At 49.1% G+C, this 21826-nt stretch carries 19 protein-coding genes, 2 tRNA genes and 3 pseudogenes; 13 read left to right on the forward strand and 11 right to left on the reverse strand.

From position 1 onward, the window contains the following. The first annotated feature begins 106 nt into the window (after positions 1 to 106). The 7 genes and pseudogenes from fumD (at position 107) to ydhT (ending at position 6479) form a co-directional block, all read left to right on the forward strand. The gene (fumD, locus tag ABZJ92_RS09185; protein WP_000528342.1) at positions 107 to 316 is read left to right on the forward strand and encodes a fumarate hydratase FumD; all 210 of its coding nucleotides are present in this window, start codon (positions 107 to 109) and stop codon (positions 314 to 316) included. 455 nt (positions 317 to 771) lie between these two features. Next, positions 772 to 1398, forward strand: a complete 627-nt coding sequence (locus ABZJ92_RS09190) for a ferredoxin-like protein (RefSeq protein WP_001070230.1) — start codon at positions 772 to 774, stop codon at positions 1396 to 1398. A 20-nt stretch (positions 1399 to 1418) separates the two neighbouring features. Next, positions 1419 to 3498: pseudogene (locus tag ABZJ92_RS09195) on the forward strand (aldehyde ferredoxin oxidoreductase). 12 nt (positions 3499 to 3510) lie between these two features. Beyond that, positions 3511 to 4149, forward strand: a complete 639-nt coding sequence (locus tag ABZJ92_RS09200; protein WP_001344535.1) for a YdhW family putative oxidoreductase system protein — start codon at positions 3511 to 3513, stop codon at positions 4147 to 4149. Positions 4150 to 4212: 63 nt separating this feature from the next. Next, entirely contained in the window at positions 4213 to 4881 is a 669-nt protein-coding gene (locus tag ABZJ92_RS09205; protein ID WP_045177720.1) for a 4Fe-4S dicluster domain-containing protein, read from the forward strand. Continuing rightward, positions 4878 to 5663, forward strand: a complete 786-nt coding sequence (gene phsC / locus ABZJ92_RS09210) for a thiosulfate reductase cytochrome B subunit (protein WP_001069986.1) — start codon at positions 4878 to 4880, stop codon at positions 5661 to 5663. The genes ABZJ92_RS09205 and phsC overlap by 4 nt, the downstream gene beginning before the upstream one ends. 3 nt (positions 5664 to 5666) lie before the next feature. Next, positions 5667 to 6479 carry a protein YdhT gene (ydhT, locus tag ABZJ92_RS09215; RefSeq protein ID WP_000587595.1) on the forward strand — a complete coding sequence of 271 codons (813 nt, stop codon included), beginning with the start codon at positions 5667 to 5669 and terminating at the stop codon, positions 6477 to 6479. 11 nt (positions 6480 to 6490) lie between these two features. Here ydhT and ABZJ92_RS09220 read toward each other — a convergent pair. From ABZJ92_RS09220 to ABZJ92_RS09235, 4 genes and pseudogenes are all read right to left on the reverse strand, one after another. Further along, a pseudogene (locus ABZJ92_RS09220) lies at positions 6491 to 7913 on the reverse strand (FAD-NAD(P)-binding protein). A 125-nt stretch (positions 7914 to 8038) separates the two neighbouring features. Beyond that, positions 8039 to 8344 (reverse strand): monooxygenase, encoded by a 306-nt coding sequence (locus ABZJ92_RS09225; RefSeq protein ID WP_000212657.1) that lies wholly within the window; start codon positions 8342 to 8344, stop codon positions 8039 to 8041. Positions 8345 to 8451: 107 nt separating this feature from the next. Next, positions 8452 to 8528: transfer RNA gene (locus ABZJ92_RS09230), tRNA-Val, on the reverse strand. Positions 8529 to 8532: 4 nt separating this feature from the next. After that, a tRNA-Val gene (locus ABZJ92_RS09235) sits at positions 8533 to 8609 on the reverse strand. A gap of 307 nt (positions 8610 to 8916) precedes the next feature. Between ABZJ92_RS09235 and ABZJ92_RS09240 the strand changes: the two genes are divergently transcribed. Further along, a complete protein-coding gene (locus tag ABZJ92_RS09240) occupies positions 8917 to 10173 on the forward strand; it encodes an AIDA repeat-containing protein (RefSeq protein ID WP_000534313.1) in 1257 nt (418 codons plus the stop codon). 40 nt (positions 10174 to 10213) lie between these two features. Here ABZJ92_RS09240 and mdtK read toward each other — a convergent pair whose 3' ends face one another. Next, positions 10214 to 11587 carry a multidrug efflux MATE transporter MdtK gene (gene mdtK / locus ABZJ92_RS09245; RefSeq protein WP_001174969.1) on the reverse strand — a complete coding sequence of 458 codons (1374 nt, stop codon included), beginning with the start codon at positions 11585 to 11587 and terminating at the stop codon, positions 10214 to 10216. Between the two features lie 214 nt (positions 11588 to 11801). On the opposite strand from mdtK, the gene ribE reads away from it, so the two are divergent. Continuing rightward, entirely contained in the window at positions 11802 to 12443 is a 642-nt protein-coding gene (ribE, locus tag ABZJ92_RS09250; protein ID WP_000493947.1) for a riboflavin synthase, read from the forward strand. A 39-nt stretch (positions 12444 to 12482) separates the two neighbouring features. Here the strand turns inward: ribE and cfa are convergent, their stop codons facing one another. Together cfa and punC are read right to left on the reverse strand one after the other, a co-directional pair. After that, positions 12483 to 13631 carry a cyclopropane fatty acyl phospholipid synthase gene (gene cfa / locus ABZJ92_RS09255; protein ID WP_000098906.1) on the reverse strand — a complete coding sequence of 383 codons (1149 nt, stop codon included), beginning with the start codon at positions 13629 to 13631 and terminating at the stop codon, positions 12483 to 12485. Between the two features lie 290 nt (positions 13632 to 13921). Further along, a complete protein-coding gene (punC, locus tag ABZJ92_RS09260; protein ID WP_001182361.1) occupies positions 13922 to 15133 on the reverse strand; it encodes a purine nucleoside transporter PunC in 1212 nt (403 codons plus the stop codon). A gap of 112 nt (positions 15134 to 15245) precedes the next feature. On the opposite strand from punC, the gene punR reads away from it, so the two are divergent. Further along, positions 15246 to 16178: a DNA-binding transcriptional activator PunR gene (gene punR, locus ABZJ92_RS09265; protein WP_000269495.1), complete on the forward strand. Its 933-nt coding sequence runs from the start codon at positions 15246 to 15248 to the stop codon at positions 16176 to 16178. Here punR and purR read toward each other — a convergent pair. Next, positions 16175 to 17200, reverse strand: a complete 1026-nt coding sequence (gene purR / locus ABZJ92_RS09270) for an HTH-type transcriptional repressor PurR (RefSeq protein ID WP_000190982.1) — start codon at positions 17198 to 17200, stop codon at positions 16175 to 16177. The two genes, punR and purR, sit on opposite strands and share 4 nt — an antisense overlap. Before the next feature lie 298 nt (positions 17201 to 17498). On the opposite strand from purR, the gene cydH reads away from it, so the two are divergent. Together cydH and ABZJ92_RS09280 are read left to right on the forward strand one after the other, a co-directional pair. Beyond that, entirely contained in the window at positions 17499 to 17588 is a 90-nt protein-coding gene (gene cydH, locus ABZJ92_RS09275; protein WP_032155892.1) for a cytochrome bd-I accessory subunit CydH, read from the forward strand. Between the two features lie 165 nt (positions 17589 to 17753). Beyond that, positions 17754 to 18923, forward strand: coding sequence for an MFS transporter (locus ABZJ92_RS09280; RefSeq protein WP_000701054.1), 1170 nt, complete (start codon positions 17754 to 17756; stop codon positions 18921 to 18923). 145 nt (positions 18924 to 19068) lie between these two features. On the opposite strand, the gene sodB is transcribed toward ABZJ92_RS09280, so the two are convergent. Together sodB and mepH are read right to left on the reverse strand one after the other, a co-directional pair. Further along, a complete protein-coding gene (sodB, locus tag ABZJ92_RS09285; protein ID WP_000007283.1) occupies positions 19069 to 19650 on the reverse strand; it encodes a superoxide dismutase [Fe] in 582 nt (193 codons plus the stop codon). A 127-nt stretch (positions 19651 to 19777) separates the two neighbouring features. Beyond that, positions 19778 to 20605, reverse strand: a complete 828-nt coding sequence (gene mepH / locus ABZJ92_RS09290; protein ID WP_000101178.1) for a peptidoglycan DD-endopeptidase MepH — start codon at positions 20603 to 20605, stop codon at positions 19778 to 19780. A gap of 334 nt (positions 20606 to 20939) precedes the next feature. On the opposite strand from mepH, the gene grxD reads away from it, so the two are divergent. After that, positions 20940 to 21287, forward strand: coding sequence for a monothiol glutaredoxin 4 (gene grxD / locus ABZJ92_RS09295; RefSeq protein WP_000108172.1), 348 nt, complete (start codon positions 20940 to 20942; stop codon positions 21285 to 21287). Between the two features lie 113 nt (positions 21288 to 21400). On the opposite strand, the pseudogene tnpA reads toward grxD, so the two are convergent. Next, a pseudogene (tnpA, locus tag ABZJ92_RS09300) lies at positions 21401 to 21826 on the reverse strand (IS200/IS605 family transposase); the annotation flags it as partial.

Genomic DNA, 21826 nt, shown 5'->3' on the forward strand with positions numbered 1-21826 from the left:
CTGATGGAAATGGAAGCCACGCAAGCACCTTAAAATCACCATCATACACTAAATCAGTAAGTTGGCAGCATTACCTGATAGTTGGCATGATAAATAGGTATAAAGAATGGGAAATCGGACAAAAGAGGATGAACTGTACCGAGAAATGTGCAGAGTTGTCGGTAAAGTTGTGCTGGAAATGCGCGATCTGGGGCAGGAACCAAAGCATATTGTTATCGCAGGCGTATTACGTACAGCATTAGCCAATAAACGCATTCAGCGCAGTGAGCTGGAAAAGCAGGCGATGGAAACCGTCATTAACGCACTGGTAAAATGACCATTCAGGATGAGGCGGTAAGCTTCATCCTGATATTCTTGCTTCAGTTGCGGTCCAGTTAATCATTCTAAATAACAACTGCTGAAATTATACGAATTTCGGTATGTATTTTAATTTATAGCGATAATGTTATTTTTATTTTCTGCAATGAACGTCACAAATGATTGTCGCTTAAGTTAAATTTATTTCAAATGATAATAAATATCAGTTCGCTTATAATTTCTTGCTTTGTAATTTTAATTGATAACGATCAATGTTAAGGGCTCAGAATAATCACATTATTTTTTCTCCTAACCATAAAGGATTAGTTTATCGGCGTTAAATCTTTTCTCATACACTATCGGGTTAGGGAAAATATCTGGTGTTGGGGACAGAGTCAGCAGCGTATTAGTTGAATGCTTAATATCAGGCTGCTGAATTGTCAGCACTGTGTTTGCGAAGAGGATGCGAAATAAATGAACCCGGTTGATCGTCCACTATTAGATATTGGCTTAACGCGATTAGAATTCTTGCGTATATCAGGAAAAGGCCTTGCTGGTCTAACAATTGCCCCTGCGTTACTGTCACTTTTGGGTTGCAAACAGGAAGATATTGATAGCGGCACAGTAGGGTTGATAAATACACCCAAAGGGGTGCTGGTGACCCAGCGAGCGCGATGCACGGGTTGCCACCGCTGTGAAATCTCTTGTACCAACTTCAACGATGGCTCAGTAGGGACATTCTTCTCCCGTATCAAAATCCATCGCAATTATTTCTTTGGCGACAACGGGGTTGGCTCTGGCGGCGGCCTGTATGGCGATCTCAACTATACCGCGGACACCTGCCGTCAATGCAAAGAGCCGCAATGCATGAACGTCTGCCCGATTGGTGCGATTACCTGGCAGCAGAAAGAAGGCTGTATTACCGTCGATCATAAACGTTGTATTGGCTGTAGCGCCTGTACTACGGCATGCCCGTGGATGATGGCCACCGTAAATACCGAAAGTAAAAAATCCTCGAAATGTGTGTTATGCGGTGAATGCGCAAACGCCTGCCCAACAGGGGCGTTAAAAATTATCGAGTGGAAAGATATTACTGTGTGAATCTTGCAAAGGAAAAAATCATGGCTAACGGTTGGACAGGTAATATATTAAGAGTCAATCTCACGACAGGAAATATTACCCTCGAAGATTCCAGTAAGTTTAAAAGTTTTGTCGGTGGCATGGGCTTCGGCTACAAAATTATGTATGACGAAGTACCGCTAGGCACGAAACCTTTCGATGAAGCGAATAAATTAGTCTTTGCTACCGGCCCATTACCTGGATCTGGTGCCCCCTGTAGTTCTCGCGTAAATATCACCTCACTTTCTACTTTTACCAAAGGAAATTTAGTCGCGATGCCCATATGGGTGGCTTTTTTGCAGCGCAAATGAAATTCGCTGGATACGACGTCATTATTATCGAAGGGAAGGCGAAATCACCGGTATGGCTGAAGATTAAAGATGACAAAGTTAGCCTGGAAAAAGCCGATTTCTTATGGGGAAAAGGGACGCGCGCAACGACGGAAGAAATTTGTCGATTGACCAGCCCGGAAACCTGTGTGGCGGCTATTGGTCAGGCTGGGGAAAACCTTATTCCTCTCTCTGGCATGTTGAATAGCCGTAACCACAGCGGCGGTGCGGGAACTGGCGCAATAATGGGTTCGAAAAACCTGAAAGCGATTGCGGTTGAAGGGACGAAAGGGGTCAACATTGCCGATCGTCAGGAGATGAAGCGTCTCAATGATTACATGATGACTGAACTTATTGGTGCGAATAACAACCATGTCGTGCCAAGTACGCAGATCCCAAGTCACGCTGGACAGCACGTAAAGGGCTGTTTTGGGGCGCGGCTGAAGGTGGTCCGATTGAAACGGGTGAAATTCCGCCAGGCAATCAGAATACGGTCGGCTTTCGTACCTATAAATCCGTTTTTGACTTAGGACCGGCGGCAGAGAAATACACAGTAAAAATGAGCGGCTGCCACTCTTGCCCGATCCGTTGTATGACCCAAATGAATATTCCTCGGGTGAAAGAGTTTGGCGTGCCCAGCACAGGTGGTAACACTTGTGTAGCAAACTTTGTCCATACCACCATCTTCCCGAACGGGCCGAAAGATTTTGAAGATAAAGACGATGGTCGTGTGATTGGTAACCTGGTTGGTCTGAATTTGTTCGATGACTACGGCCTATGGTGTAACTACGGGCAGTTGCATCGCGACTTTACTTATTGTTACAGCAAAGGTGTGTTCAAGCGTGTTCTGCCAGCTGAAGAGTATGCAGAAATTCGCTGGGATCAACTGGAAGCGGGTGACGTTAACTTCATTAAAGATTTTTACTACCGTCTGGCGCATCGTGTGGGTGAGCTGAGTCACCTGGCTGATGGTTCATATGCCATCGCAGAACGCTGGAATTTGGGTAAAGAGTACTGGGGCTACGCGAAAAATAAACTCTGGTCGCCGTTTGGCTATCCGGTTCACCATGCCAATGAAGCGTCAGCGCAGGTCGGTTCCATTGTTAAGTGTATGTTCAACCGTGACTGCATGACGCATACCCATATCAACTTTATTGGTTCCGGCTTGCCATTGAAACTGCAACGTGAAGTGGCGAAAGAACTTTTTGGTTCTGAAGATGCTTACGATGAAACCAAAAACTACACGCCAATCAATGACGCAAAAATTAAATATGCAAAGTGGTCGCTGTTGCGGGTCTGTTTGCATAACGCCGTCACTCTGTGCAACTGGGTCTGGCCAATGACCGTTTCGCCGCTGAAAAGCCGTAATTACCGGGGCGATCTGGCGCTTGAAGCCAAATTCTTCAAAGCGATCACCGGCGAAGAGATGACTCAGGAAAAATTAGATTTAGCTGCAGAGCGTATCTTTACGTTGCATCGTGCCTACACGGTAAAACCGATGCAAACCAAAGATATGCGTAATGAACACGATCTTATCTGTTCCTGGGTTTTCGACAAGGATCCGCAGATCCCGGTCTTTACTGAAGGTACTGACAAAATGGATCGTGACGATATGCATGCTTCGCTCACGATGTTCTACAAAGAAATGGGCTGGGACCCACAGCTTGGTTGTCCAACCCGCGAAACATTGCAGCGTCTGGGGCTGGAAGATATTGCCGCCGATCTGGCAGCACACAATCTACTGCCTGCGTAAGGAATGGGTAAGATGAACCATCAGGATGAATTGCCGTTAGCGAAAGTCAGCGAAGTTGACGAGGCGAAGCGGCAATGGTTGCAGGGGATGCGTCACCCCGTTGATACGGTAACCGAACCAGAACCTGCTGAAATCCTGGCTGAGTTCATTCGCCAGCATTCTGCGGCTGGGCAGCTGGTGGCGCGCACCGTGTTTCTCTCGCCACCCTATTCGGTTGCAGAAGAGGAACTGTCAGTTTTGCTGGAAAGCATTAAGCAGAACGGAGACTACGCGGATATCGCTTGTATGACGGGAAGTCAGGATGATTACTATTACTCAACGCAGGCCATGAGTGAAAACTACGCGGCGATGTCTTTGCAAGTTGTGGAGCAGGACATTTGTCGCGCCATTGCACACGCCGTTCGTTTTGAGTGCCAGACGTATCCTCGTCCTTACAAAGTCGCCATGCTGATGCAAGCGCCATATTACTTCCAGGAAGCGCAGATTGAAGCCGCGATCGCCGCGATGGATGTTGCACCTGAATATGCCGATATACGGCAGGTGGAGTCATCGACGGCGGTGTTGTACTTGTTTAGCGAGCGATTTATGACCTATGGCAAGGCTTATGGCTTATGCGAATGGTTCGAGGTAGAGCAGTTTCAGAACCCCTGAAATTTCAGGGAGATGTCATGGATAGGGTGGACAGTTGCAGCCACTGCATTAGGGGATAATCAGATGTCCTTCACTCGACGCAAATTTGTTCTGGGGATGGGAACAGTAATCTTTTTTACTGGTTCTGCGTCTTCTCTGTTAGCGAACACGAGGCAAGAAAAGGAAGTTCGGTATGCCATGATTCATGACGAGTCACGGTGCAATGGCTGTAATATTTGCGCCCGCGCATGCCGTAAAACTAACCACGTCCCCGCTCAGGGAAGCCGTTTATCGATAGCACACATTCCAGTCACCGATAACGACAACGAAACGCAGTATCACTTTTTTCGCCAGTCATGTCAGCACTGCGAAGATGCTCCGTGCATCGACGTATGCCCGACGGGGGCATCGTGGCGTGATGAGCAGGGGATCGTGCGGGTAGAAAAATCGCAGTGCATCGGCTGCAGTTATTGCATTGGCGCTTGTCCGTACCTGGTTCGCTACCTTAACCCTGTCACTAAAGTGGCAGATAAATGTGATTTCTGCGCTGAGTCCCGACTGGCAAAAGGCTTTCCGCCCATTTGCGTCAGCGCCTGTCCGGAACACGCATTGATCTTTGGTCGCGAAGATAGCCCAGAAATTCAGGCGTGGTTGCAGGATAATAAATACTATCAATATCAGCTACCTGGTGCCGGAAAACCGCATCTGTATCGCCGGTTCGGTCAACATTTGATTAAAAAGGAAAATGTATGAACCCGTCGCAACATGCTGAACAGTTTCAGAGCCAGTTAGCGAACTATGTGCCACAGTTCACTCCCGAATTTTGGCCGGTGTGGTTGATCATTGCCGGAGTATTGCTGGTTGGGATGTGGTTGGTGCTGGGGCTGCACGCCTTGCTTCGTGCTCGTGGCGTGAAGAAATCAGCCACCGATCATGGTGAGAAGGTTTATCTTTACAGCAAAGCGGTCAGATTATGGCACTGGTCGAATGCGTTACTCTTTGTATTGTTGCTGGCAAGTGGGCTGATAAATCACTTTGCGATGGTGGGCGCAACTGCGGTTAAAAGTCTGGTTGCGGTGCATGAAGTTTGCGGATTTTTGTTACTGGCATGCTGGCTCGGCTTTGTGCTGATCAATGCCGTTGGGGATAATGGTCACCACTATCGCATTCGTCGTCAGGGGTGGCTGGAACGAGCGGCAAAACAAACGCGATTTTATTTGTTTGGCATTATGCAGGGGGAAGAACATCCTTTCCCGGCAACAACACAGTCTAAATTTAATCCCTTACAGCAGGTCGCCTATGTTGGTGTCATGTATGGATTGCTGCCGTTGTTACTATTGACGGGGCTGTTGTGTCTCTATCCGCAAGCCGTGGGAGATGTGTTTCCTGGCGTAAGATACTGGTTATTGCAGGCGCATTTTGCTCTGGCATTTATAAGCCTCTTTTTTATCTTCGGTCATCTTTATCTTTGCACCACGGGGCGTACGCCACACGAAACCTTTAAAAGCATGGTCGATGGCTATCACCGGCACTAACGAATGATCATTACACGAGCAGACCTGCGAGAATGGCGTATCGGAGCGGTGATGTATCGCTGGTTCCTGCGCCATTTCCCACGCGGCGGTAGTTATGCCGATATTCGTCATGCACTGATTGAGGAAGGATATACGGACTGGGCGGAGAGTCTGGTTGAGTATGCGTGGAAAAAATGGCTGGCGGATGAAAACTTCGCGCATCAGGAAGTTTCCTCTATGCAAAAACTGGCCACAGACCCCGGAGAGATACCATTTTGCAGTCAGTTTGCCCGCAGCGACGATCATGCTCGCATCGGCTGTTGTGAGGATAACGCCCGAATCGCAACCGCTGGGTATGCCGCGCAAATTGCCAGTATGGGTTATAGCGTGCGGATTGGAAGTGTCGGCTTTAACAGTCACATTGGCAGCTCCGGTGAACGCGCACGGGTTGCTGTAACCGGTAATTCTTCGCGGATAAGCAGCGCTGGAGATAGTAGTCGGATTGCGAATACCGGAATGCGAGTACGCGTTTGTACATTGGGTGAACGGTGTCATGTCGCCAGTAATGGTGACCTGGTGCAAATCGCCAGCTTTGGCGCAAACGCCAGAATTGCCAACAGCGGCGACAATGTACACATCATTGCCAGCGGTGAAAATTCAACGGTAGTGAGCACGGGCGTGGTCGACTCAATTATTCTCGGGCTAGGGGGAAGCGCCGCACTGGCATATCATGACGGCGAAAGAGTTCGCTTCGCCGTCGCCATTGAAGGTGAAAACAATATTCGAACCGGAGTCCGCTATCGTCTTAATGAACAGCATCAGTTTGTTGAGTGCTGATAGCTTTACCTTTAATCAAACGAAAGACGCCGACGAGCACGGGATGCAGGCTTTACGACCGCCCGAGCCATCGCCTCACCAATTTCTGCACATGCCGTAAGTCCCTGAACGAAAGGCTGGTCGTGCATCAACCAGGGCAACGCGCCGAACGCTACGCGTCCACGAATATCTTCGGGTTGCTGTAACGTATAATCTTCGCCAACATCAGGGATTTCAGATCCCCGCTTCACGTAAGGCCAGTAGTCGACGAATAGACTCTGAAGGGATTGCCGCATAATTATCGATGAAAACCCTGGCAAGGCCTTTACTGAACCGTTTATGGTCGTGTTCATTCAGATGAGGAACAATTTCCTGTACGGCTTCATGCAGGCGCAGAATGACATAACGCCAGGGAACAGTATGTTTTTCTCGTTTATTGCGTTCGACTTCCTGGAGATTTTTTTCTGCCCAGTCAAATGGGTCGCGTTGTTTGCGCTCGGCAAACCAGGCTTGAGCAAAGGAATCGACATTCAGGCTCTCTAAGGCTATGCGTTGGCTCCAGTCTGGATCAGCAAACTTGATTTCCTCTACTATCAATCTAAATACCCGATCCAAAAGGCCCTCTTCACCTTTTTGAATCTCAGCATTTAATGCCTGATCGGTGACGATGTGTAAGGGCTCGTAGGGAATAGGGCAATAGAAATCGGCTTCGGGTAAAATACCCGTGCGCGACATCAACGTAATATTTAGCTTTTCACTTGCGTTATCGCGGTGAAAAACGACGTGTTGTTTATCATCTTCAATGAACGAACCATGCTGAATAGCCACTGCCATTGCCGCATCCAGTCCGCTCAAGGATGTTCCCATAATACCCACGTTACACGCATCGACCTTTGCTTCCATCAGGCCTGACCACGGGCTGGGAAAATACGTTCTGGTTGCTTCTTCTTCATCAGGCCAGACGTGACCCGTGGCAATCACCGCTAAATCAAACGTCTCGCTGGGTAAATCCTGATTTGTAGCGAGCATGACGCCAGCATTTGTAATTTGCAGATCGGTAACCTGGCATGATTCATAAACAGCCACTGCAAATTTTTGCTGTCGTGCCTGGTCTACTAATCGTAAAAATTGATCGCGGAAATATTCGCCCAGCAGAATTCGCGGTAAAAACTGACGATCGTGCAAGGTTTCTTTTTTAACGCCATAACGCTGGAGATGGCTGGCTTCTTGCTTTTGTAGCCATTCGAGATACGTACAATTAATCGGCGGTATTTCAATACTGGCAATATTTGCCAGCATCATTTTTGAGTTTTCCTCATCACTGTATGGCATCCCGACACCGGCCTCGTCAGCCTGCTCGAAGATAGAAATAGAAAGTGGAGTTTGTTGCTGTAGAAGCGAGAATAAGGTGTAGATCCCCGTAGGCCCGGCACCCACAATAGCAATTTTTTTCATTGTTACTTACCTGTACGCATTCTTTCGAATTTAGTGTTATCAGATAAGTTTGGTTGAGATTTTTAGAATTTGAGAAATTTCAGACAGGGATGAAAAGGGCGCTAACCGCCCTTGATTAAATTCTGTCAGGCGAGTTTTGCCTGATTGATTTGACTAAGTGGCTCATTGACATCGAAAACTTTGGCGACAACTTCCTCAACGCCGAGATTTTTCAGTCGGGCAGTATGTTTTTCCAGATAGGCAAGGGCGCTTTTTTCATCAGTGAAAAGGTAGATCCCACCGGCTTCGTGGTTCTTTTCACTTTCTGTCCATACCTTCCACAGAAAACCAGGTTCCTGATTAATCGACTCAGCAAGTGGTTTAAGCTGCTCAGCCATTGCGTCGCCAAATGGGCCATTAAAAGCAAAATGAAGTTGTAACAAAGTTGCCATAGCGATTCTCCTTCTGATAACGCATACGAAGACAGTGTAAATCTTTTAACGTATTGGATACAGAGAAGAAACAGAGGGAAAAAGGAAAAGACCAGATTAAGAAAATCTGGTGCGTCCGAGTGGACTCGAACCACCGACCCCCACCATGTCAAGGTGGTGCTCTAACCAACTGAGCTACGGACGCAGGATGGTGCGTTCAATTGGACTCGAACCAACGACCCCCACCATGTCAAGGTGGTGCTCTAACCAACTGAGCTATGAACGCAACGTTGTAGGTGACAACGGGGACGAATATTAGCGGCAGAGTGGAAAGGTGGCAAGAGGCAAAACGTAATTTTCTGCGCTATTTCGACCGTTTGCAGAGCTTTTAAGCAAATTGGCTATATTTTGTTGATTTGCAAGGGCGATTTTTATTCAGGATCGCATTTACATCTGATACAACCCAATAATTCGTGTATCAGAGTTTAAACAGAGTTGTTTGCCACCATCTCAAATCTGTCGTGGATAAATCCTCCGTAGCCTTTACACTTAGGTAGCAATAAAGGCACACAGATGCAGCAAAGGAATAAATCATGGGATCTGATGCGAAAAACTTGATGAGCGACGGGAATGTGCAAATTGTTAAGACCGGCGAGGTCCTTGGCGCGACGCAACTTACTGAAGGCGAGTTGATTGTTGAAGCTGGCGGAAGAGCCGAAAATACCGTGGTCACGGGGGCTGGCTGGTTGAAAGTGGCAACCGGTGGGATCGCCAAATGCACACAGTACGGTAACAATGGCACGCTATCGGTCAGCGACGGTGCCATTGCCACAGATATTGTTCAGTCCGAGGGAGGCGCAATTAGTCTCTCTACGCTCGCTACGGTTAATGGCCGCCATCCCGAAGGTGAATTCAGCGTTGATCAGGGTTATGCCTGCGGTTTGTTGCTGGAAAATGGCGGTAACCTGCGTGTACTGGAAGGACATCGCGCGGAAAAAATCATTCTCGATCAAGAGGGCGGCCTGTTGGTTAATGGGACAACCTCAGCGGTCGTGGTAGATGAAGGTGGTGAATTGTTGGTGTATCCAAGTGGAGAAGCCAGCAATTGTGAGATTAATCAGGGCGGCGTTTTTATGCTGGCCGGGAAAGCCAGTGATACGTTGCTTGCTGGTGGCACCATGAATAATCTCGGTGGTGAAGACTCTGACACTATTGTTGAGAATGGATCCATTTATCGTCTGGGGACGGATGGCCTTCAGCTCTACAGTTCCGGTAAGACGCAAAACCTGTCGGTGAATGTGGGGGGGCGGGCTGAAGTGCATGCCGGTACGCTGGAAAATGCGGTAATACAAGGTGGAACAGTGATCCTGTTGTCACCCACCAGCGCGGACGAAAATTTTGTCGTAGAGGAAGATCGCGCACCGGTTGAACTGACCGGGAGTGTTGCATTACTGGACGGCGCTTCAATGATTATTGGTTATGGCGCAGAGCTGCAACAATCAACGATTACTGTACAGCAGGGCGGTGTGTTGATTCTCGACGGCAGTACGGTAAAAGGTGACAGCGTCACTTTCATTGTTGGTAACATCAATCTGAATGGCGGAAAACTGTGGCTGATCACTGGTGCGGCAACGCATGTGCAACTGAAAGTGAAACGCCTGCGCGGAGAGGGAGCGATTTGCCTGCAAACCAGTGCGAAAGAAATTTCACCTGACTTCATCAATGTGAAAGGGGAAGTTAACGGGGATATACGCGTTGAGATAACAGATGCCAGTCGGCAAACTCTGTGTAACGCTCTGAAATTACAGCCAGACGAAGACGGGATTGGCGCAACGCTCCAGCCTGCGTAAAAACACAGGCGCAACCCGTGAAGGTTGCGCCTTGTCTTTATTAGCGGGACGCTCGTTGCAGAATGATGGCTGACGGCATACGTTGCAGGAACCGCATACGCAGCATCATCATAATGGCTGCCGATGTCAGGCCGATAATAAAGCCTATCCAGAAGCCTGCTGGCCCCATAGGTTCAACGACCAGATCGGTCAGTGCCAGAATATAGCCGCTTGGCAAGCCCAGCACCCAGTAAGCTGTAAAGGTGATATAGAAAATGGAACGCGTATCTTTATAACCACGCAAAATCCCACTGCCAATCACCTGGATTGAGTCAGAAATCTGATATACCGCCGCCAGCAACATCAAATGCGCAGCCAGCGTTACAACCTCGGGATTGTCGTTGTACAACAGGGCGATTTGCTCCCGCAGTGAAACCGTGAAAATGGCCGTCAGGGTTGCCATACAGACACCCACCATAAGCCCGGTCCGCGCAGCGGTTTGCGCATCCAGCGTTGAGCCCTGACCCAGACGATAACCTACGCGGATAGTTACCGCTGCCGCCAGCGACATTGGAAGCACAAACATCAGTGAACTAAAGTTCAGGGCAATCTGGTGTCCTGCGACATCAACAATACCGAGCGGAGACACTAACAGAGCCACGACGGCAAACAGTGTCACTTCAAAGAACAGTGCCAGCGCAATCGGCAAACCGAGTTGAATCAGTCGTTTCATAACCGCAGGCTCGGGCTTAGCGGTGCCTTTTTCGTTACGAATATCGCGCATGGAGCGGGCGCGTTTAATGTAAGAAACCATGGCAAGGAACATGACCCAATACACCGCCGCAGTAGCCACGCCACAACCAACGCCACCGAGCTCAGGCATACCGAAATGACCATAAATAAAGATATAGTTCACCGGGATGTTCACCAGCAGGCCGATAAAGCCCATTACCATACCCGGCTTGGTTTTTGCCAGACCTTCACATTGGTTACGGGCAACCTGGAAGAACAGATATCCCGGCGCGCCCCACAACAACGCACGCAGATAACCCACGGCTTTGTCCGCCAGAGCCGGATCGATGTTTTCCATGTAGCGGATAATGTAACCTGCATTCCACAGCACCAGCATAATGAGAACGGAAACAAAACCTGCCAGCCAGAAACCTTGTCGCACCTGATGCGCAATGCGCTCACGTCGACCGGAACCATTTAATTGCGCGATAACCGGCGTTAATGCCAGCAGCAGTCCGTGACCAAAGAGGATCGCCGGAAGCCAGATAGAAGTACCGATAGCGACCGCCGCCATGTCGGTGGCACTATAGCCGCCCGCCATCACGGTATCGACAAAACCCATCGCAGTTTGGGCGATTTGCGCGAGAATCACCGGGATTGCTAATGCTAATAACAGACGCGCTTCACTGATATACTTCTGCACGTGAACACCTTTTATTTGTAGTTATATGAGAGACTAAAAAGCCGCCTGAATGGGCAGCAAAAAGAAGAAGCAGGGGAAATTCAGTCTATTGTAGCGAGGATTTATTAATTCTCCAGTGAAAAAATAGCCATTCTTACCCCTTCACTGGTAAGGGCGTTTTCCACCTGCTATTGTGCTGAACAGAATGTCTTAACTGATTTCAGGAGTTGTAAGTATGTTTACGGGGATTGTACAGGGCACCGCAAAACTGGTGTCGATTGACGAGAAACCAAATTTTCGTACGCATGTGGTGGAGTTACCCGACCACATGCTGGACGGCCTGGAAACCGGTGCTTCCGTGGCGCATAACGGTTGCTGCCTGACCGTGACGGAAATTAACGGCAACCATGTCAGTTTTGACCTGATGAAAGAAACGTTACGCATTACCAATCTTGGCGATTTAAAAGTGGGGGATTGGGTAAACGTTGAGCGTGCGGCGAAATTCAGTGATGAAATTGGCGGACACTTAATGTCAGGTCATATTATGACCACCGCTGAAGTGGCGAAAATATTAACCTCGGAAAATAATCGCCAGATCTGGTTTAAAGTCCAGGATAGTCAGTTGATGAAATATATCCTGTACAAAGGATTTATTGGCATCGACGGTATTAGCCTGACCGTCGGCGAAGTCACGCCAACGCGTTTTTGCGTCCATTTAATTCCGGAAACACTGGAACGCACGACTCTTGGGAAGAAAAAACTTGGCGCACGCGTCAACATTGAAATCGATCCACAAACTCAGGCAGTGGTAGATACGGTAGAACGTGTGCTGGCGGCACGAGAAAATGCCATGAATCAACCAGGTACAGAAGCCTGATCTGAACTCGCCCCCGAAGAGGGGGCGATAGAATAGCCTTTAGCGAGCGACTCGAAGGCCGTTTTCAACACCGCGTGAGAACACCACCTGCCAGAGCTGAATATCACGGGCGCGGAAAGCACCTGCGCAGGCATTCAGATAATAGGTAAACATCCGTTTAAAGCGTTCACTGTAGTTATCCGCAATTTCTGGCCATGCGGCGAGGAATCGTTCATACCACGCCATCAACGTAGTATCGTAATCAGCACCGAAGTTATGCCAGTCTTCCATCACAAAGTGGGGTTCGCTGGATTGAGCAATCTGGCGTACAGAGGGCAGGCAACCGTTCGGAAAAATATATTTATTAATCCAGGGATCAACATTCAGATCGGTTTTTTTCGAACCGATAGTATGGAGCAGGAATATACCTTCCGGTTTCAAATTACGATCCACCACCGCAAAATAGGTATCGTAATTTTTCGGTCCGACGTGCTCGAACATCCCCACAGAAACAATACGATCAAACTGGTCGTTCAGGTCACGATAATCTTGCAGCAAAATGGTGACATCCAGGCCTTTACAGCGTTCCTGAGCCATTTTTTGCTGTTCGGCAGAAATGGTGACGCCGACCACGCTTACGTCATAGTTAGATGCCATGTAGTGCGCTAGTCCGCCCCAGCCGCAGCCAATATCCAGTACGCGCATCCCTGGTTTTAACTGCAATTTTTCACAAATCATTTTGAGCTTCGCCTGCTGGGCAGATTCCAGATTATCGGCATCTTTCCAGTAAGCGCAGGAATATTGCATGAAGGGATCAAGCATGCGGCTGAACAAGTCATTACCCAAATCGTAATGCTCCTTGCCGACTATCCAGGCACGTTTTTTACTCTGCAGATTGAAGAGACGAGCGCCGGCAATACGCAGCGTGTCTTTGAAATGATGGGGGAGTTGGTTCTCGAGACCTGCGCGTAAGACTTTGCTAAAAAACATATCCAGTCGGTCACATTCCCACCAGCCATCCATATAACTTTCGCCTAACCCCAAAGAGCCTTCCTGCAGAACGCGTTTAAAAAAATCGGGGTTTTTCACACGAATATCCGCCGGGGCAGAACCGTTAATGGCTATACCGGCACGGCTAAGTAATTCGTTGGCGATACGGTACCAGTTGTCATCCGGTACACTGACTTCTTCTATACACGATGAACTCATAGTTTCTCCATCACTGGTCGGTGATCAGAACCTTAAAACAGCGTAGACGCTTTTTGGGCTTTGTGAGAAATCTCGCAGAAAAAACCGCGAGTCTATAATCCGACGTAGAACAGAGGGAAAGGAGGAACCCTTGCCGAAATGACCATCCATAGTGAGTCGGGAACGATCCTGTCCCCGTAAAAACATAATATTTATCGTAGCTTTAACAACTCGAAATTAGTATAGGCCGCTAATTTCAATCATACAACAAAATTTTGTTAGCAGCCTAAGTATAAGTATATCGATATAGATCAGTGTGATTCGCTATGAGCGACTTCGGCATTGCCATGATTCGGGCAGTCAACTTCTTCACAACGTTGCATCATGTAACCCAGCGCGACCAGCACTACTGTTGATAACATCACGCTGGTGGTGGTGAGCAATGGCGTGCTGATACTAATAAGCCAGGAAACTACCAGACTTGCGAGGAAGCACAGACCCAGTTGCAGAGTGTTCTGCAACGCTGCGGCGCGACCGGTTGCATGTGGGAAGGGACGCAGCGCCTGGGCGACAACAATAGGGTAGATCGCGCCATTGGCAATCGCCATCACACAGAATGGGATCAGGATTTCGACCAGCGACACATGGCTAATGAAGCCCGCAGCCCAGGTCGCAATGACGCTGACAGCAAACAGCACCAGCAACCACGGTAATAACTGCTTGCCTTGCCATTTCTGCAGTGCGGCGCGACAGCCATAACCACCAATCAGAAACGCGATAGTTTGCGGGACATAACTTAAACCAATAACTGCCGGGCTGTAGCCCATTTCACTAAGGATGAACGGTGAACCGGTCAGCCATGCAAAAAAACTGGCTGAACAGGCTGCGTATATCAGCACGTTGCCGCGATAGGTTTTAGAACGTAGCAGGTCGGTAAAGGTCAGACCATCCTGACTATTGTTACGGGCCTTCGTCGTGGGTTTGAGCCAGAAAATAGGCAGAATCAGCACCACGGTAATGGCAAACAGGGTGGCGAAAATCGCCTGCCAGGAAAAATGGACCAGCAGCCAGCTTCCTAACAGGGGAGCCAGTGCCGGAGACAGACCCACCAGCGGCATGATGGTCGCAAAAATACGGTTGACTTTCTGTGAAGGATAATAATCTGTCACTAATGCTTGCCAGATAACCGCCGCGGCGCAGACCCCCACAGCCTGTACAAAACGCAATACCAGCAGCGTGGCGGCGTTTTCTACCCACAGCATCCCCAGACTACCTAACGCAAAAATTGTCAGGCCGATTAATAACACCGGTTTACGACCATAACGGTCGGAGAGTGGCCCCCACAGAAGCTGGGCTGCGGCAAAACCGGCAAGGAACAGACTAAGGCTGGCACTGACAGCAGACGCAGGCGTTTGCAGGTCGGCCTGTATGGCGGCGAAAGCAGGCAGATACATATCGGTTGCCAGAAAACCGAGTACGCTCAAACCCGCCAGCCAGACTAAAAATCTTTTCCCAGGTTGCATGTATATTCTCTAAATCTCTCAATTAAACACCGCCGCAAAGTGTAGGGAGTGAAATTAGTGTTGTGAAACGGTAATATTTGATGACTGGTTTCAAAAATTTTGCAGGCAGACTATGTGGTCAGAATATTCACTCGAAGTTGTTGATGCGGTAGCGCGTAATGGTAGTTTTAGCGCTGCGGCACAGGAGCTGCATCGTGTTCCTTCTGCGGTCAGCTATACCGTGCGTCAGCTGGAAGAGTGGCTGGCGGTACCGCTCTTTGAACGACGGCACCGTGATGTGGAGCTGACCGCTGCTGGAGCGTGGTTTCTCAAAGAAGGGCGCTCTGTTGTCAAAAAAATGCAGATCACCCGCCAGCAATGTCAGCAGATAGCGAACGGCTGGCGCGGTCAGTTAGCTATCGCAGTGGATAATATTGTCAGGCCAGAACGTACACGGCAGATGATCGTTGATTTTTATCGCCATTTTGATGATGTCGAACTTCTTGTCTTTCAGGAAGTGTTCAACGGTGTCTGGGATGCGCTTTCCGACGGGCGCGTGGAACTGGCAATTGGCGCAACACGCGCGATTCCGGTAGGCGGTCGTTATGCCTTCCGGGATATGGGGATGCTAAGCTGGAGTTGCGTTGTTGCCAGTCACCACCCGCTGGCGTTGATGGATGGCCCGTTCAGCGATGATACGTTGCGCAACTGGCCGTCGTTGGTGCGCGAAGACACCTCGCGAACGCTACCTAAACGTATTACCTGGTTGCTGGATAACCAAAAAAGACTTGTCGTACCTGACTGGGAATCATCGGCAACCTGTATCTCGGCAGGATTATGCATAGGGATGGTGCCAACACATTTCGCCAAACCGTGGCTTAATGAGGGGAAGTGGGTAGCACTTGAACTGGAAAACCCCTTCCCGGATTCGGCATGTTGTCTGACATGGCAGCAAAATGATATGTCGCCTGCGTTAACCTGGCTGCTTGAGTATCTCAGCGATAGTGAGACGCTGAATAAGGAGTGGCTGCGGGAGCCGGAAGAGACTCCCGCAACGGGTGATTAACGACGATAGTCGCGGAACGGGCCGTCAGCCACGGAGCGGCGTTCAATCAAACGCGGATGCACTTCAATGGACTGCGGTTCTTCACGTTTGTTGACGATACGATCCAACAGCATGTTGAACGCTGTTTCACCCAGCGAATCTTTTGGCTGATGGATCGTGGTCAGCGCCGGCGTAAAATAGCGCGCGTTGCGCACGTTATCATAACCGATCAGCGAAACATCCTGCGGGACGCGCAGGCCCATTTCATCAGCAGCACAAAGTGCGCCCATTGCCATGATATCGCCACCACAGAAGACGGCAGTAGGGCGATGCGGCTGCGACAGGATTTGCTGCATGGCGCGATAACCGGATTCAGGTTCAAAGTCACCCTGCACAATCCAGCTTTCCGGCACCTTGATCATCGCTTCTTCCATCGCCTTCATAAAACCGGCAAGGCGGCCTGCGCCGGTGTTACGTTCCAGCGGGCCGGGGATGACGCCGATTTCGCGGTGACCGCGTTCAATCAGATAACGCCCGGCCATGTAGCCGCCTTCGAACGCGTTATCAATGACCGCATCGGTGAAGTCAGCTTTTGCTTCACCCCAGTCCATCACCACCATTGGGATATGGCGATACTCTTCCAGCATCGCCAGCAACGGCTCTGGGTACTCAGAACACATCACCAGCAGACCATCGACGCGTTTTTGCGCCATCATCGACAGATAAGCCCGCTGTTTCTCAAGATTGTTCCACGCATTACCCAGAATCAGGGTGTAACCTTTCTGGAAGCAATTTTTTTCAACTGCTTCAATGATCTCGGCAAAATAGGCCGCTTCGCTGCTGGTCGCCAGCAAACCGATAGACTTGGTGTGGTTAACCTTCAGGCTACGCGCCACCGCGCTAGGGGAGTAGTGTAATTCTTTAATCGCTGCCCACACGGCGTTGCGCGTTTCTTCAGCGACGAAACGTGTTTTGTTGATCACGTGTGACACAGTTGTAGTGGAAACGTTTGCTCGTTTCGCTACATCTTTTATTGTTGCCATTCCATTTCACTCCAGACCCTAACTTCAGCTCCTGCAAAATCGCAAGGTAAACGTTTGCCTTTACACACCTTACGCACAACAAAAGTGTTGCGGTACGCCGGAAAAACGACACGGAGCGTCAGGAAGGGGTCAATGGCCAGTACGCAAATAGTGTAAGCGTGGAATTTTGGCCGATCTTGACGAAAAGGGGAAGTGGTAAAAACACTTATCATTATAAATGACGGGAGATTTTTTCATCACAGTGTGTAAAAATGCGTAATATCACTTTTTGTGTGGTAATAAAAAAGGAGAAAACTTGATGAGCACCGACCTTAAATTTTCACTGGTAACAACGGTTATCGTCCTCGGTTTGATCGTAGCCGTGGGTTTGACTGCCGCGCTGCACTGATTTCCTCTCGAGGGAGCGCGTTCTCCCTCGCATCTCCTTCCTGTTTGTTAGCAAAATGGCAAAAGTGTTTTCTCTTTTTGTTATTTTCATTTTTTTGTGATTGCTGTCATGCTTTCGCCACTTTAATGAATATCGCGTAATGACGCGAAGAGGTGGAGATAAGGCATGAAAATTAACTATCCGTTGCTGGCGCTGGCGATTGGCGCGTTTGGTATCGGGACAACGGAGTTCTCGCCAATGGGCTTGTTGCCCGTCATTGCGCGCGGTGTGGATGTCTCGATTCCCGCTGCCGGAATGTTAATCAGTGCCTATGCAGTTGGCGTAATGGTGGGCGCGCCGCTGATGACGCTTCTACTTTCTCATCGTGCCCGCCGCAGTGCGTTGATTTTCCTGATGGCAATTTTCACGCTAGGCAACGTTCTTTCCGCCATCGCGCCGGATTATATGACCCTGATGCTTTCACGTATTTTGACCAGCCTGAATCACGGAGCATTTTTTGGTTTGGGTTCAGTCGTGGCCGCAAGCGTGGTGCCAAAACATAAACAGGCCAGCGCAGTTGCCACTATGTTTATGGGGTTAACCCTGGCAAATATCGGTGGCGTGCCGGCGGCGACCTGGTTGGGTGAAACCATCGGCTGGCGGATGTCATTTCTGGCAACGGCGGGGCTGGGAGTGATTTCAATGGTAAGTCTGTTCTTCTCATTACCTAAAGGTGGTACAGGGGCACGACCTGAAGTGAAAAAAGAGCTGGCGGTATTAATGCGTCCGCAGGTGCTGTCTGCATTGCTGACGACGGTACTGGGAGCTGGTGCAATGTTTACCCTCTACACCTATATCTCTCCGGTACTGCAAAGTATTACCCACGCAACACCGGTGTTCGTCACGGCAATGCTGGTGCTGATTGGTGTCGGATTCTCTATCGGTAACTATCTCGGCGGCAAACTGGCAGATCGTTCAGTTAACGGCACGTTGAAAGGCTTTTTGTTGCTGCTGATGGTGATTATGCTGGCAATCCCGTTCCTGGCCCGCAATGAGTTCGGCGCAGCTATTAGCATGGTGGTGTGGGGCGCAGCAACCTTTGCGGTTGTACCTCCGTTACAGATGCGCGTGATGCATGTCGCCAGTGAAGCGCCAGGTCTGTCTTCATCAGTCAATATTGGTGCCTTTAATCTTGGAAATGCGCTGGGAGCAGCTGCTGGTGGTGCGGTAATTTCCGCTGGGCTGGGATACAGCTTTGTGCCGGTGACGGGGGCGATTGTCGCGGGACTGGCATTATTGCTGGTGTTTATGTCAGCCAGAAAACAACCTGAAACAGTTTGCGTTGCTAACAGCTAATTAAACAAAAACGCAGAAGGATAACCTTCTGCGTTACAGTTGCTGACAACGTGCGATTTATCTTGCCGAATGCGCTGTTAACGCCTCATCCGCGTTGGCATGGTAAGCGAAGCGCATCAGGCAATGCTGCATTTGCCATCAGTTATTATGCAGCGAGATTTTTCGCTACGAATTCCCAGTTCACCAGCGCCCAGAAGTGCTCCAGATAGCCAGGACGTGCATTGCGATAGTCGATGTAATAAGCGTGTTCCCAGACATCAACGGTCAGCAGCGGAGTCGCATCGGTGGTCAGCGGAGTACCCGCGTTAGAGGTTGAAACGATAGCCAGTTTGCCATCGCTGTTTTTCACCAGCCAGGTCCAGCCAGAACCAAAGTTTTTGATCGCTGCATCAGTAAACTGCGCTTTGAAATCGGCAAAGCTGCCAAAAGATGCGGCGATAGCTTCAGCGACTTTTCCAGTCGGTTCGCCACCGGCGTTCGGTGCCAGGCAGTTCCAGTAGAAAGTATGGTTCCAGACCTGAGCTGCGTTGTTGAATACGCCACCTTCAGAGCTGCGAATAATCTCTTCCAGTGATTTACCTTCAAACGCGGTACCTTTAATCAGGTTGTTCAGGTTAGTGACATAAGTCTGATGATGCTTGCCGTAGTGATACTCGATAGTTTCCGCAGAAATGTGCGGTGCCAGAGCATCTTTAGCATATGGTAGTGCAGGTAATTCGAATGACATTGCTACTCTCCTTTATTATTAATTTGCATACGTACAATAGCCTTATTGTGCGTATGGATAGGGTAGCAAATTAAAAGGTGAGACAAAAGATGAACTTACCCTGTTGCCGTAACAACAGGGTAAAGTTTTAGCGAAGTGTTTTTGGGGTCATTACCCGACGAGCGCCAACATAGTGGCGCTGCCAGTAGTCTTCACTGAGAGAAGTGATTTGAATTTCCTGACCTGTGCGCGGTGACTGAATAAATTTGCCGTTGCCGACATACACGCCGACATGATCGGCTGTACCGCGTCCCTGAGTACGGAAAAAGACCAGGTCGCCGTTTTTCAGCTCACTACGTTCGATAGGTCCTGCATCACGCAGGTGATACATTTCATTCGCCGTACGCGGAATACGAATTTTCACCAAATCTTTATAAGCGTAATAAACCAGGCCGCTGCAATCAAAACCGGTACGCGGTGAGCTGCCGCCCCAACGATATGGCTTACCAATTTGCTGCATCAGTTTATTCATTGCCACTTTCGTGGCTTTTTGCACCTTCGCTTTGTGCGCGTCGGCAAGGGTTCCTGACGCGGCATTTTTGACTTTCACACAATGCGATTTATAGCCCTTACGTTTGGTACACTTTTCGGTAAAGCTGGCTGAGGCCGTTTTATTGACGGCGTGTTTGCTGCGAGTTTTGGCGTTTTTAGAAGCGGTAATGGAAGATTTTTTAACAGAAGAAGCGGTTTTGCTTTTGGTCATACTTTTACTGGCGGCTTTTTTCGCTGTTTTCTGGCTGGCTTTCTGGGTCTTTTTGGTGGTTGCCGTGCTTTTCTTTTTATCTGCTTTTTTGGTGATATGAGTGGTAGCAGAACTCTCCCTGGCTTGCTTTGAAGCATGGGCCATAGGCGTTAAAGGCAGGGTGGTAAAAAGTAAAGCACAGAGCGTGATCGAAATACGGTTTATCCGCGCCACTGAGCGTCCCTCTGTTAAGGCAGGTCTATCATGCCTGCGTCTGATTTACAAAACTTGATGATTCTAATGCATAGAAGAAGAGAAAGTTAATAGCTTTTATTGTTAAAAAATACGTTTCGTTGGCGAGCGCAAAAAAATGCAGCAGTGAAAGCTAAAAATGGTTATAAATACGCCAGTTTGCCGCGCATCAGAGAAGAAACGAATATTTGAAATGCAACAAATAGAGCAAAGGGATAAAATAGCAAAAGCGTGATGAAAATGTTATTTTCCGATGCCGCACTGACCCGCTACAATGTCAGATTACTGCCGTAAAGAAGTTTGAGGAAGCAAGACAATGAGCACCACTATCGAAAAAATCCAACGCCAGATTGCTGAAAACCCGATCCTGCTGTACATGAAAGGTTCACCGAAACTGCCGAGCTGCGGTTTCTCTGCCCAGGCAGTCCAGGCGCTTGCCGCATGTGGCGAACGTTTTGCCTATGTTGATATTCTGCAGAATCCGGACATTCGTGCGGAACTGCCGAAATATGCTAACTGGCCGACCTTCCCGCAACTGTGGGTTGACGGCGAGCTGGTCGGCGGTTGTGATATCGTGATCGAAATGTATCAGCGTGGCGAACTGCAGCAGCTGATCAAAGAAACTGCCGCTAAATACAAGTCTGAAGAGCCGGACGCGGAATAATCCGTCCTGCAATACTGACGGATGCGAACGGGCATCCGTCAGTCCTTTATCCGGTGCGCCGTAAAACCTCGTCCTTCAGGGCGGGGATATAAGGCGCGGTTTTCCACCTGACCAGGTGTTTGCTGTTGTTCAATGTACTGGCGGATGACGGATATTGGCGCACCTTCGCAGCTACTGGCAAAATAGCCAGGACTCCACAAAACGCCTTTGTAGTAATACCTGACTGCAATATCTGGTCGATCTCGTCGCAGTAACCTATTCGATATGCCTTTGAGGCTGTTTACCAGACTGGATATCGCCAGTTTGGGAGGATAGTTAATTAACAAATGGACGTGATCTGGTTCGCCATCCATTTCAACCAGTTCAGCTGCAAAATCAGCACATACATTTGAAAAGTAAGTGCGTAGTTTTTCTGTCGTGTCATGGTCAAAAATCTGGCGTCGGTATTTGGTGACAAAGACCAGGTGAACATGCATCAGGAAAACACAATGCCTTCCACGCCGGATATCGGTTTCTTTTTTCACAGACCAAAGTATCAT

The organism is Shigella sp. FJ200513 (assembly GCF_040495915.1).
Taxonomy (GTDB): Bacteria; Pseudomonadota; Gammaproteobacteria; order Enterobacterales; family Enterobacteriaceae; genus ECMA0423.